Annotated in this window: 10 protein-coding genes; 1 reads left to right on the forward strand and 9 read right to left on the reverse strand. The window is 60.8% G+C overall.

Going from position 1 to position 12,613, the window contains the following annotated elements; all coding sequences use genetic code 11:
* Position 1: 1 nt before the first annotated feature.
* The 9 genes from pheT to map form a co-directional block, all read right to left on the reverse strand.
* Complete coding sequence (gene pheT / locus HDE80_RS05095) at positions 2 to 2,380, reverse strand: phenylalanine--tRNA ligase subunit beta (RefSeq protein WP_184668494.1); 2,379 nt, start codon at positions 2,378 to 2,380, stop codon at positions 2 to 4.
* Positions 2,381 to 2,505: 125 nt separating this feature from the next.
* Entirely contained in the window at positions 2,506 to 3,501 is a 996-nt protein-coding gene (pheS, locus tag HDE80_RS05100; protein ID WP_184668496.1) for a phenylalanine--tRNA ligase subunit alpha, read from the reverse strand.
* Between the two features lie 170 nt (positions 3,502 to 3,671).
* Positions 3,672 to 4,031: a 50S ribosomal protein L20 gene (gene rplT, locus HDE80_RS05105; RefSeq protein WP_184601016.1), complete on the reverse strand. Its 360-nt coding sequence runs from the start codon at positions 4,029 to 4,031 to the stop codon at positions 3,672 to 3,674.
* Between the two features lie 16 nt (positions 4,032 to 4,047).
* The gene (gene rpmI, locus HDE80_RS05110) at positions 4,048 to 4,245 is read right to left on the reverse strand and encodes a 50S ribosomal protein L35 (RefSeq protein ID WP_077445148.1); all 198 of its coding nucleotides are present in this window, start codon (positions 4,243 to 4,245) and stop codon (positions 4,048 to 4,050) included.
* A gap of 232 nt (positions 4,246 to 4,477) precedes the next feature.
* Positions 4,478 to 5,020 carry a translation initiation factor IF-3 gene (gene infC, locus HDE80_RS05115; protein ID WP_083743671.1) on the reverse strand — a complete coding sequence of 181 codons (543 nt, stop codon included), beginning with the start codon at positions 5,018 to 5,020 and terminating at the stop codon, positions 4,478 to 4,480.
* A gap of 41 nt (positions 5,021 to 5,061) precedes the next feature.
* Entirely contained in the window at positions 5,062 to 6,963 is a 1,902-nt protein-coding gene (gene thrS, locus HDE80_RS05120) for a threonine--tRNA ligase (protein ID WP_184668498.1), read from the reverse strand.
* A 283-nt stretch (positions 6,964 to 7,246) separates the two neighbouring features.
* The gene (locus HDE80_RS05125) at positions 7,247 to 7,696 is read right to left on the reverse strand and encodes a CopD family protein (protein ID WP_184668500.1); all 450 of its coding nucleotides are present in this window, start codon (positions 7,694 to 7,696) and stop codon (positions 7,247 to 7,249) included.
* Positions 7,697 to 7,761: 65 nt separating this feature from the next.
* Positions 7,762 to 10,410 carry a [protein-PII] uridylyltransferase gene (glnD, locus tag HDE80_RS05130; protein ID WP_184668502.1) on the reverse strand — a complete coding sequence of 883 codons (2,649 nt, stop codon included), beginning with the start codon at positions 10,408 to 10,410 and terminating at the stop codon, positions 7,762 to 7,764.
* Between the two features lie 162 nt (positions 10,411 to 10,572).
* On the reverse strand, positions 10,573 to 11,337 hold the full coding sequence (gene map / locus HDE80_RS05135; protein ID WP_184668900.1) for a type I methionyl aminopeptidase: 765 nt from the start codon (positions 11,335 to 11,337) through the stop codon (positions 10,573 to 10,575).
* A 321-nt stretch (positions 11,338 to 11,658) separates the two neighbouring features.
* On the opposite strand from map, the gene rpsB reads away from it, so the two are divergent.
* Entirely contained in the window at positions 11,659 to 12,534 is an 876-nt protein-coding gene (rpsB, locus tag HDE80_RS05140) for a 30S ribosomal protein S2 (protein WP_184668504.1), read from the forward strand.
* Positions 12,535 to 12,613: the final 79 nt, after the last annotated feature.

Below are 12,613 nucleotides of genomic sequence, written 5' to 3' on the forward strand. Positions count from 1 at the left end.
GTCATCCTCGCAGCTTTGCCTTGCATGTCAGCTCCAACGCAGCTATCGCTTCTCGTACGCAACGGTCCGCGTCGTCGTCAGTAAGGGTGCGTGAAGCGTCCTGTAAAATCAAGCCCATAGCGAGACTTTTTCGGCCGGCTTCGACACCTTTTCCGCTATAACGGTCAAACAGCTGCAGTTCCTGCAGCCGCGTACCCAGCGTGATGCGGACTATTTGCTCGATCTGCGACCAGCTGACTTCTTCGGGCAGATCCATCGCGATATCGCGGCGGACCGCAGGAAATCGCGATATCGGCTGGGCTTTCGGCAGGCGTCGCGCCAGTACCGGTTCCAGCGCCAGCTCCAGCACGTGCACGTCGGCGCCCAGATCGAGCGCCTTGGCCAGTTGCGGATGCAAGGCACCCAGATACCCCACCGTTTCGCCATCACGTACCACGCGTGCCGAGCGGCCTGGATGCAGCCAGCCCGGCAAGCCGTCCGCGTGCACCGACCAGCGTCCCGGTTCACCACCCCATGCGATCAAGGTATCGAGATCACCCTTGATGTCGTGAAAGTCGAGCGGCCGCGACGGCTCGCCCCACTGCTCCGCACGAGCGTTGCCGCAGGCGACGATGGCCACGCTAGGCGTTTCGACCGGCGGGTTGCCCGCTTCAAATACTCGCGCCACTTCGAACAGACGCACCCGCTCTTGCTGCCTTGCCCGATTGTGACGCAAGGCTTCGATCAAACCTGGCAATAGCGATGGCCGCATGATCGCCAGATCCGCGGACAACGGATTGGCCAGCGGTACGAGCCGATCAGTAAAACCCCACTGCGCCAGCAGATCCGCCGCCACGAACGACAGATTCACCGCTTCGTAATAGCCACGTGCCGCCAGCTGCTCGCGCAACGCCAGTTCGTTGATGCGCGCCTCTGGCTCAACCGCCAGCACCAGGGCGCCGGTTGGCGTATGCGTGGGTATATTGTCGTAGCCGAAGATACGCGCGATCTCTTCGATCAGATCTTCTTCGCGCTCGATGTCGAAGCGACTGCTCGGCGCGGTGATGCTCCAGCCTTCGCCATTCGACTCGACCCGCATGCCTAGCGCGATAAAAATGCGCGCCACTTCGGCGTCAGCGACTTCAACGCCGAGCACGCGTTGCAGGCGCGAACGACGCAGCGTTACCGCGACAGGCTGCGGCAGATCGGCAAGGTTTTCGGCGACCAGCACAGGACCAGCGTTGCCGCCAGCAATCGACAGCAGCAGCTCGGTGGCACGCTCCAGCGCACGCAGCGGTAGCTCGGGATCGACGCCACGCTCGAAGCGGTGCGAAGCATCGGTATGCAAACCCAGTTTGCGCGCGCGGCCCATGATCGCGGCCGGCACAAAATGGGCAGACTCCAGGAATACGTTCTGCGTGGCGTCGGTAACGCGCGAATCAAAACCGCCCATCACACCGGCAACTGCCAACGCATTGTTCTCGTCGGCGATCAGCACAAACTTTTCGTCAAGCTTGGCCTCGCTGCCATCAAGCAGCTTCAACGTTTCACCCGCCTGCGCGTGGCGCACAACGATGTCGCCTTGAAGCTTGTCGTTATCGAACGCATGCATCGGCTGACCCAGCTCCAGCATCACGTAGGCGGTGATATCGACAACAGCGCTGATTGAGCGCAAACCGGAGCGACGCAAACGTTCGGCAAGCCACAGTGGACTACGCGCTGCCGGGTCAATGCCCTCGACGATGCGCCCCAGATAACGTGGTGCATCTCTGCCAGCCTCGAGACGAATACCACGGCGCGCATTACTCGTTATCGGAGCAGCTGTCTGATCATTGACCTTCACGGCACTGCCGAACAACGCGGCCACATCGTGAGCCAGACCAACCAGGCCGAGGCAATCAGGGCGGTTCGGCGTAAGCTTCAATTCGAAGCTGGCATCGGGCAGGCCAAGATAATCCGCCAGTGGTTTACCAACGGGCGCATCGACCGGTAGCTCCAACAAGCCGGACGCATCGGCGTCAAGATCCAGCTCTTTCGCCGAACAAAGCATGCCAAACGATTCCACCCCACGCAGCTTCGCCGCCTTGATCGCGATGCCGTTGGGCAGGCTCGCACCGACCTTGGCCAGCGGAACCTTGATACCGACGCGCGCGTTCGGCGCTCCGCAGACGATCTGCAGCGTCTCGCCCCGCCCCGCATCGACTTTGCAAATCTGCAAACGGTCCGCCTCAGGATGCTTTTCGGCAGCGACGATCTCGGCCACAACGACGCCGCTGAGGCTTTCACCAAGCGCCGTCAACTCTTCGACCTCAAGCCCGGCCATGGTCAGCGCGTGAGCAAGCTCTACGCGGCCAGCTTTGATCTCGACAAGTTCACGCAGCCAGTTTTCGGAGAATTTCATAGATACTCACTGTGTTCGAAGAGCCGGTCGAGAGACGAGTAGCAAGGACGCAGAATCCAACCTTGCGTCAGCGGCAGTGCTAAAGCCCTCACTACTCGCCCCTCATCTGCCGTCCCTTTAATGCTTTAGGCAAACTGCTTGAGGAAGCGCAGATCGTTCTCGAAGAACGCACGCAGATCGGACACGCCGTAACGCAGCATCGCGAAGCGTTCCACACCCAGGCCGAATGCGAAGCCGGTGTAACGCTCCGGATCGATACCGCAGTTTTTCAGCACGTTCGGATGCACCATGCCGCAGCCCAGCACTTCGAGCCAGCGCGTGGAGCCGTCCTCGGCATCCCAGCGAATATCGACTTCGGCCGACGGTTCGGTAAACGGGAAGTAGCTAGGACGAAAACGCATCTCGAAGTCGCGTTCGAAAAACGCGCGGATGAATTCGGCCAACGTGCCTTTGAGATCGGCAAAGCTGGAGGTTTCGTCGATCAACAGACCTTCGATCTGATGGAACATCGGCGAGTGGGTCTGATCCGAATCGCTGCGATAGACCTTGCCAGGCGCAATGATGCGGATCGGCGGCTGCCTGTCCTTCATCGAGCGAATCTGTACCGGCGAGGTATGCGTGCGCAGCAAACGGCCGTCACCAAAGTAAAAAGTGTCGTGCATCGCGCGCGCCGGATGATGCGGTGGAAAATTCAGTGCCTCGAAGTTGTGCCAGTCGTCCTCGATCTCGGGACCATCGGCGCGCTGGTAGCCCAACCGCGAGAAGATCGACGCAATGCGTTCCAGCGCACGGGTGATCGGATGGATACCGCCGCGCTCGCCATCACGACCAGGAAGACTGATATCCAGCTTCTCCGATGCCAGCCGGCGATCCAGCTCGACCTGCTCCAACATCTGCTTGCGCGCTGCCAGCGCATCGGCCAGACGGTCCTTGACCGCGTTGACCTCGGCACCGCGCGCCTTGCGCGCGTCCGGTGCCAGCGCACCGAGTTCTTTCAATGCAGCGGTGACGATACCGCTCTTGCCCAACAGGCCGACGCGCAGCGCATCGAGCACCTCGAGCGTATCGGCTTTGTCGATTTCGGCCAGCGCCTGCGCGGCGCGGCTTTCCAGGTCGTCCATCAATGCGACTCCGGTATTACCTAGTCAATGGATCCAATAACCAGATCCGCGAATTCCCCAACAACCGCGTTCCACAAACACCGTATTCCAGAAACGAAAGGGGGAAGAGGTTTTGGCCTCTTCCCCGCTTGCTTTGCATCATATCGCGCTGGCGCCGAAGCGCCCGACGATCAAGCGGCCAGACTGGCCTTGGCTTTCTCGGCGATCACTTCAAAGGCCTTGATGTCGTGCACGGCGATGTCAGCCAATACCTTACGGTCGACTTCGATACCGGCCTTGGTCAGGCCATTGATCAGGCGGCTGTAAGACAGGCCGAACATGCGTGCCGCGGCATTGATACGGACGATCCACAGCGCGCGGAACTGACGCTTGCGCTGCTTGCGGCCGATATACGCGTACTGACCGGCCTTGATGACGGCCTGGTTGGCAACGCGGAAGACCTTGCGACGGGCGTTGTAATAGCCCTTGGCACGACCGATAACTTTTTTGTGACGACGACGGGCGGTAACGCCACGCTTTACACGAGCCATGGTTTATCTCCTCGTCTTACAAGTACGGCAACATGCGCGCTACACCCTTGGTGTCACACGCCTTGAGATGATTCGGGGCACGCAGACCACGCTTACGCTTGGTCGACTTCTTGGTCAGGATGTGTGACTTGAAGGCGTGGCCGCACTTGATCTTGCCCGACGCGGTCTTGCGAAAACGCTTCGCCGCCGCCCGGTTGGTCTTGATCTTGGGCATAACAGTTTCCTTGTGTGGGAACGCCTGTTTGAGTTGGCGCCCCGGTTTCTGACTGATCTGGCGGTGTCTCGGACTCCGAGGAATCCGGCCACGCTTTCCGTCCTGCCATGATCGGTGCACGACCCATCCGGCGGGTCGAACCGCGAATTGTACGGGTAAACCCGGTTTGATGCCAGCCAGACATGCAAAGGCCGCCGCATGTGGAAAAGGCAGCCCGAGGCTGCCTTTTCTTTTACTGCTTCTTCTTGGGGCCGATCATCATGACCATCTGACGCCCTTCCAGCCGCGGGAAGGACTCGATCTGGCCGTTCTCGCCGACGTCTTCCTGAATCTTCTTGGCCAGGTTCTGGCCCAGATCCTGATGCGACATCTCGCGGCCACGGAAGCGGATGGTGACCTTGACCTTGTCCCCTTCCTCAAGGAAACGCAGCATGTTGCGCAGCTTGATCTGGTAGTCGCCCACATCCGTGACCGGACGGAACTTCACTTCCTTGATCTCGACCTGCTTCTGCTTCTTCTTGGCGGCCTGCGCCTTCTTCTGGGCTTCGAACTTGAACTTGCCGTAATCCATGATGCGGCAGACCGGCGGATCGCCGTTCGGCTGGATCTCGACCAGGTCCATGCCCGCTTCCTGCGCCAGCGCCAGCGCCTCGTCGCGGGTCAGAATGCCAAGCTGTTCGGCTTCGGCACCAATCACACGTACCCGTGGCACACGGATTTCTAGGTTGCGACGATTGCCTTTGTTGTCGGTGGTTGCGATACCACGATCCTCCAGAAGAAGTAAGAAAAACTGACCGCCAAAGCTGAGTATTTGGCTCAGCGCTTGGTTTCGGTCACCAGTCGTTCGGCAAAGTCGGCCAGCGACATGCTGCCCAGGTCCTCACCCGAACGGGTACGCACGGCTAGGGTACCCGTTTCTTTCTCGCGGTCACCGACCACGAGCAGATAAGGCACTTTCTGCATCGTATGTTCGCGGATTTTATAGCCGACCTTCTCATTGCGCAAATCGGACTGCACCCGGAAACCTTTATCGACAAGGGTTTGCGTCACTTCCCGGACATAATCGCCCTGCGCATCAGTGATATTGAGCACCACCGCCTGTACCGGAGCCAGCCAGGACGGCAGCAGTCCCGCGTGATGTTCGATCAGGATGCCGATGAAGCGCTCCATCGAGCCGACGATGGCCCTATGCAGCATCACCGGGTGCTTTTTCTGCGAATGCTCGTCCACGTACTCGGCGTCGAGGCGCTCGGGCATCATGAAATCCACCTGCATGGTGCCCACCTGCCAGGCGCGGCCGATCGAATCCTTCAGGTGGTACTCGATCTTGGGCGCGTAGAAGGCGCCCTCGCCCGGCAGCTCCTCCCACTCCACGCCGGCGGCACGCAGTGCCCGGCGCAACATTTCCTCGGTGCGATCCCAGAATTCGTCCGAGCCAATCCGCTTTTCCGGTCGCAGCGCCAGCTTGATGGCGAGGTCGGTAAAGCCGAAGTCCGCATAGACCTTCATGGCCTGCAGATGGAATGCCGTGACCTCGGCTTCCACCTGTTCCGGCGTGCAGAAAATATGCCCGTCGTCCTGCGTGAAGGCGCGCACGCGCATGATGCCGTGCAGTGCGCCCGATGGCTCGTTGCGATGGCAGCCGCCGAATTCACCGTAGCGGATCGGCAGTTCGCGATAGCTGTGCAGGCCGGTGTTGAATACCTGCACGTGGCCAGGGCAGTTCATCGGCTTCAATGCATACGTGTGCTTTTCCGACTCGGTAAAGAACATGTTCTCGGCGTAGTTGTCCCAGTGCCCGGACTTTTTCCAGAGCGACACATCCAGCACCATCGGGCAGCGCACTTCCTGATAACCGCTGCGCTTGTAGACACTGCGCATGTACTGCTCGACCTGCTGCCAGATCGCCCAGCCGTTGGGGTGCCAGAACACCATGCCCGGGCTTTCTTCCTGCTGATGGAACAGGTCGAGCTGCTTGCCGATCTTGCGATGGTCGCGCTTCTCGGCTTCTTCCAGCTGGAACAGGTAAGCCTTCAAATCCTTGTCGTTGAGCCACGCAGTGCCGTAGATGCGGGTCAGCATCGCGTTGTTGGAATCGCCGCGCCAGTAGGCACCGGCCACCTTCATCAGCTTGAACGCGCGCAGCTTGCCGGTATTGGGCACATGCGGGCCACGGCACAGGTCGGTGAACTCGCCCTGCGTATACAGCGACAGCGCCTGATCGGCCGGAATACCCTCAATGATTTCGGCCTTGTACTCCTCGCCCATGCCGCGAAAAAACGCCACGGCTTCGTCGCGCGATTTGACGTCGCGCGTCACCGGCAGCTGCTCGGCAACGATCTTGGCCATCTCCGCCTCGATCTTCGGCAGATCGTCGGGCGTGAACGGTCGCTCGTAGGCGAAATCGTAGAAAAAGCCGTTGTCGATCACCGGACCGATCGTCACCTGCGCGCCGGGATAAAGGCGTTGCACGGCCTGCCCCATCAGATGCGCGGTGGAATGGCGCAGGATATCCAGCGCCTCGGGACTCTTGTCAGTGATGATCTGCAGGCTGGCGTCATGCCCGATCGGAAAGGCGGCATCGACCAGTTGGCCGTCGACCTTGCCGGCCAGCGTCGCCTTGGCCAGACCGGCGCCAATCGAGGCGGCCACGTCCTGCACGGTAACGGGGTGATCGAACGGCCGCTTGCTGCCGTCGGGTAGCGTGATTTCAATCATGGGAGTACCTGGGCATTCGCGCTTGAAGCGTGCGTTGATTAAAAAGTTGGCCTGAAGGCTGTCTTGGCAACCCGTCCAGACAGTGGACAAAAAGAAAGGGCATAACGCCCTCTGTTTTTGGAAAACAAGGCGTTGAGAATCAGCGGTGGTAGCGGGTAGTTGCCATGTCGCACGCTCGGCCGGCGCAAAGCGCGGGCCACCTTGTCTCGTCGGTTATTTTGTTGGCGATCAGTTTAGCGCAAATTCGCGGCCAAACCTCGTCTACGATGCCCCCGCCGCCATCTCAAAACGGCTTGGCGACAGCCAGGTAAAGCACACCAAGCAGAAGCAGCACCGGTAGTTCATTGGTCCAGCGCAACGCTTTCGACGTGGGCAGCGCGCCGCCCGCGGCCGCACGCTTGAGCATGCGTCCGCACAGGATGAAATAGATCAGCAGCACGATCACCAGGGTCACCTTGGCATCGATCCAGTGCATCGGTCCAACCACGTTCGGTAGCGCAGAGGGAAACACGCGCCAGCCTTGCCATAACGTCAGCCCCATGACGAAAGCGAGACCAAACATGATGTGACCGAAGCGATACAGCCGGCGACCCATCAGCTGCAAACGTGCCTGCACCGGTGGCTGCCCCACTGTCTCAGCCATGTTCACCAGGATCCGCGGCAAGTAAAAAACCGCTGCCATCCACGCGACAACAAACAACAAATGCAGCGTTTCTATAAACGTGTAGGTCATGGCTGGAGTGCGAGTGGCCGCTGCGATGTGCAGCTATCGCGATGATAGCGCGGACGTCATGCCGATCAATCCCGCACGGGGCCGATGCTGGACATCAGCGCTTGCAGCAGCCGCTCCTGCTGCACGGCGATCAACGGCGCGTTGTAACGGTCAGTGATCTGGAAAAAATCCTCCACGCGCTCACCAAAGGTCGCGATGCGCGCGTCGTGTACCCGCACTTCGGTATTGAGCATGACCTGCGCCACGGCAGCCAGCAAACCAGGACGGTCCGTGCCGACCAGCGCGAGCTGGGTTCGATCACCGGCGGCATGGAAGGTGATTCGCGGCGGCGTCTGGAAGTGCTTCTGATGGCGAGTCATGTTGCGCTTGCACGGCTGCATTCCGGTGGGATGTTCCAGTTCGCGCTGCAGCCGCTGTTGGAGTTCCTGAGCCCGCGCCGCGCCGGCCGGCTGCTGCGTGTCTGCCTCCAGCAACAGGAACGTGTCCAGCGCCATGCCAGTCGGCGAACTGAGGATGCGCGACTCCATCACCGAAAAACGCAGCCGATCCAGCACGGCGGTGACCGTGGCAAACAGGCCATCGCGATCGGGGGTGTAAACAAACAGCTCGGTGCTTCCACGTACCGAAAAGGGCTGTACAGCCACCAACGGAACTGCGCCGTTTGCCACCAGGATGGCCCGCGTTTGCCAGGCGATCTGCTCGGGTCGGTGACGCATGAAACTCAATTGCGGGAAATCAGCCCATACGTGGACAACGTCGATCTCGGCGTAGCCCTCGTTCATCAGCAACGCCAGCGCGTGTTCGGAGCATTCACGTACGCGTTCATTGGCATCACGCGGCAGGTTTACATCGCTGCGCAGCGCATATCGAGTGGCGGTATACAGATCGGACAGCAGCCGATCCTTCCACGCGTTCCACAAGCGCGGACTCGTACCGATGATGTCGGCGATGGTCAGCAGATACAGCTGGCCTAGGCGTTCCCGATCGTCGACAAGATCGGCAAAGCGCTGCACGACATCGGGATCGGTAATATCCTGGCGTTGTGCGGTAGTGCTCATCAGCAGATGCCAGCGCACCAACCAGGCCACTCGCTCGGTATCGGCACGAGGCAAGCCCAGCTGCGTGCAAAACGTGCGGGCATCTTCTTCGCCAAGCGTGGAGTGATCGCCGCCACGACCTTTCGCGATGTCGTGAAACAACGCCGCCAGCAGCAGAATTTCCGGCTTCGGCAACGCGCGCCAAATCGGGCACGCGACAGGGAACTCCGTTTTTGCCGCCGGCTCCGCAAAACGCGCCACGTTGCGAAGCACGCGCAGCGTATGCTCATCGACCGTATAGACATGAAACAAGTCGTACTGCATGCGACCGAAGACCATGCCAAAAGCCGGCAGAATCGCCGCCAGCAAGCCGTGCCGGTTCATGCTCCACAGGGCGTCGACCGCGGGCGCGCCGCGGCGAAGCAGGATCAGAAATGCATCCAGTACGCCGCGATCGGTCGACAGCAATTCGCCATGCGAAGCGGTTGCCTGATGGATGCGACGCATGGTGTCGGCAGTGAAGCCGATGACCCCCGGCTGATCGAGCCGCTCGATGAATATGTCCACCAACGCGGAAGGCCGTCGCATGAAAAGCTGCGGATCGCGCGCGGCCAGACGCGTGCCGTAACGCACAAAGTCGACGCCCGCAGGCTGGGCATCGAGAGGTGTTTCCAGCATTTCCTCGAAGCGCTCGGCCACTTGCACCCCGAGACGCTCGATCTGGGTCGCAGCGCGGTAATAGCCCTGCATGAACTGTTCGACGCCCAGATTTTTTTCGTGTTCGTCCTCGAAGCCCAGTCGCGTGGCCAGCCCACGCTGGTAATCGAACAACAGACGTTCTTCGGCGCGACCGGCCTCAAGATGCAGGGCGTAGCGATACTGTTGCAACGTCGCTTCGGATTCTTCGAGCGCCAGTTGCTCCGCGGCGTCCAGCAACCCCTCGGTCACCAGATCAGCAAATCCGTTCGCATGTGCCAACCGTCGACCGAGCCAGCGCAGCGCGTCGAGCGTGCGCAGACCGCCCGGACCATCCTTGAGATTGGGTTCCAGATTGTGGGCCGTATCGTCGTAACGGGCATGACGCGCATCGCGTTCGGCCAGCCGCGCCGCCAGATATTTTGTCGTCGGCCACAGCTCGGGGTCGTCGATGATTCCGCGTAGCCGGTCGCCCAACAGCTGATCACCGGCCAATCGACGTGCGTCCAGCAGGCTGGTGAACACACTCAAATCCCTGGATGCCAGATCACGGCATTGCGCCGTATCGCGTACGGCGTGTCCTACCTTCAGGCCAACATCCCACAGCGTGGCGAAAAACTGTTCCAGCGCGCGCAAGCGCGCGGGCGCAGGCGCTTCGACCAGGGCCAGCAAATCCACGTCCGAATACGGAAACAACAGGCCTCGACCAAACCCACCCACGGCAAACAGCGCCGCGCCGCTGACATCGCCCAGGCAAGCCATCCATACGTGCGCAACCACACGTTCCACCGATTCCCCACGCCGACGTGCCAGCAATGTGGCATCGCCACCATCGCGAAAGGCCGTGGTCAGGGTGCGATTGACATCACCCAGCAGCTGCCGCAATGCCAGACGCGCTTCGGCCGAAACACCAGACCGCGGCACAGCCACCGGCAAGCGCGGCAGCGGCGGTAGAGCGGCGAGGCTGCGTATCGACGACATGATCTGGGCGTAGCTCCGTGAGAACTTTACAGTCCGCGAGCGGTAACAGCAGGCTTTAACGACTCATCTTAACCAGATGACTGCGATGAATACCGACAGGCATGCCTGGCTCGATGACTCAGGCAGATGCGGAGTAATCACTACCTGAGCCATCCAGGAGACTCAGGCGTCGGGCCACGCCGTGAGTATCTCGAAACCATCGTCCGTGACTGCGATGGTGTGTTCCCACTGTGCCGAGAGCGAGTGATCCTTGGTCACTACGGTCCAGCCGTCCGGCAACTGGCGGGTCTGCGGCTTGCCGGCGTTGATCATCGGCTCGATGGTGAAGGTCATGCCTTTCTTCAATTCGACGCCAGCGCCCGGCTTGCCGTAATGCAGGACCTGCGGCTCGTCGTGGTAAACCTTGCCGATGCCATGGCCGCAGTACTCGCGCACTACGCTGAAACCCGCAGCCTCGGCATGCTGCTGGATCGCATGACCGACATCGCCCAGTGTGGCGCCGGGGCGCACGGCCTTGATGCCGTTCATCATCGCTTCGAAGGTCGTATCGACCAGCCGCTTGGCCAGCACCGAAGGCGTGCCGACGAAATACATGCGGCTGGTATCACCGTGCCAGCCGTCCTTGATCACGGTGACGTCCAGATTGACGATATCGCCATCCTTCAGCACCTTGCCCTCGTTCGGAATGCCATGGCAGATCACGTGGTTGACCGAGGCACACAGCGTCTTCGGAAAGCCGTGATAGCCGACATTGGCCGGAATCGCCTGCTGCACGTTGACAATATAGTCGTGGGCGAGACGATCAAGCTCTTCGGTGGTCACACCGGGCTTGACGTGATCCTTGAGCATGGCAAGCACATCGGCGGCCAGTTTGCCCGCGACGCGCATGCCTTCGAGGTCTTCGGAATTTTTGAGGGTAATGGCCATAGTCATGCCTAGATGGCGCCTCAAGTACGGCGGTTCAACCAATGAATCGCCACAACTTGCTGCACTGCCGGCGCACCGGCTATAATTCGGGAGTTTTGCTGACCTGACGTAGCCGTTTCATTGGATCTGCGCAGCGCAAAGCGTACCGGGATTGTAACCGCCCAGCGGTTCAATACCCAACCAACGCCACACACGTATCGGCACCGCCTTCGGGGTGCTGCGCTCGATCCCTCCACTATATGGGACGTTCGCGGTCGAAGTCGGGGGTACGTGGAGGTCCCAACCCCCAGACCTCACAAGGTCATTGCAAGGAGTTTCACCATGGCACAAGTCACCATGCGTCAAATGCTCGAAGCCGGCGTCCATTTCGGTCACCAAACTCGTTACTGGAACCCCAAGATGGCTCCATACATCTTCGGCGCCCGCGGCAAGATCCACATCATCAATCTGGAAAAGACCCTGCCGCTGTTCACCGACGCGATGAATTTCCTGTCGGCGCTGGCGCAGAAGCGCGGCACCATCCTGTTCGTCGGCACCAAGCGTTCGGCTCGCGAGCCGTTGGCTGAAGAGGCCGCGCGCGCCGGTATGCCGTATGTCACCTCGCGCTGGCTCGGCGGCATGCTGACCAACTTCCGCACTGTCAAACAGTCCGTATCGCGCCTGAAAGAGCTCGAAGCTGCCGAGACCGACGGTTCGTTCGAGAAGCTGGTCAAGCACGAAGTGCTGTCCCGTCGCCGTGAGCGCGACAAGCTGCAGGCTTCGCTGGGCGGCATCAAGGACATGAACCGCCTGCCCGACGCGCTGTTCGTGGTCGACATCGGCCATGAAGACATCGCCGTGCAGGAAGCCAAGAAGCTCGGCATCCCGGTGATCGCCGTGGTTGACACCAACTACAACCCGGAGCTGGTCGATTACGCCATCCCGGGCAACGATGACGCCATCCGCGCCATCCAGCTGTACGCCCGCGCCGCCGCCGACTCGATCCTGGAAGGCAAGGCCGCTGCGCCGGCTGCTGTCCAAGGCGATGCCAACGATTTCGTTGAGCTCGACGAGGAAGGCAATCCGATCGCCAAGGTGGACCGCAAGCCGGCCGCCCCGCGCCGTGATGCCGCTCCCAAGAAGGGTGCCGGCGCTCCGCGTCGCGATGGTGGTCGCGATGGTGGTCGTGGCCCGCGCGACGGCGCCTCAGCGAAGTAAGCCAGTGCAGCGACGGCTTCGCGCCGTCGCGACACCCTAGAAATATTCGCGCCGCAGCGGGCAACCGTTGCGGCGTATC

The organism is Rhodanobacter sp. A1T4, assembly GCF_014207185.1.
In the GTDB taxonomy this organism is placed as follows: domain Bacteria; phylum Pseudomonadota; class Gammaproteobacteria; order Xanthomonadales; family Rhodanobacteraceae; genus Rhodanobacter.

Bases quoted from the DNA above. Each gene is read 5' to 3' on its own strand.
- pheS (WP_184668496.1), bottom strand. From the start codon at position 3,501: ATGGACGACCTGGAAAGCCGCGCCGCGCAGGCGCTGGCCGAAATCGAC.
- rpsB (WP_184668504.1), top strand. From the start codon at position 11,659: ATGGCACAAGTCACCATGCGTCAAATGCTCGAAGCCGGCGTCCATTTC.
- HDE80_RS05125 (WP_184668500.1), bottom strand. From the start codon at position 7,696: ATGACCTACACGTTTATAGAAACGCTGCATTTGTTGTTTGTTGTCGCG.
- rpmI (WP_077445148.1), bottom strand. From the start codon at position 4,245: ATGCCCAAGATCAAGACCAACCGGGCGGCGGCGAAGCGTTTTCGCAAG.
- map (WP_184668900.1), bottom strand. From the start codon at position 11,337: ATGGCCATTACCCTCAAAAATTCCGAAGACCTCGAAGGCATGCGCGTC.
- thrS (WP_184668498.1), bottom strand. From the start codon at position 6,963: ATGATTGAAATCACGCTACCCGACGGCAGCAAGCGGCCGTTCGATCAC.
- glnD (WP_184668502.1), bottom strand. From the start codon at position 10,410: ATGTCGTCGATACGCAGCCTCGCCGCTCTACCGCCGCTGCCGCGCTTG.
- rplT (WP_184601016.1), bottom strand. From the start codon at position 4,031: ATGGCTCGTGTAAAGCGTGGCGTTACCGCCCGTCGTCGTCACAAAAAA.
- pheT (WP_184668494.1), bottom strand. From the start codon at position 2,380: ATGAAATTCTCCGAAAACTGGCTGCGTGAACTTGTCGAGATCAAAGCT.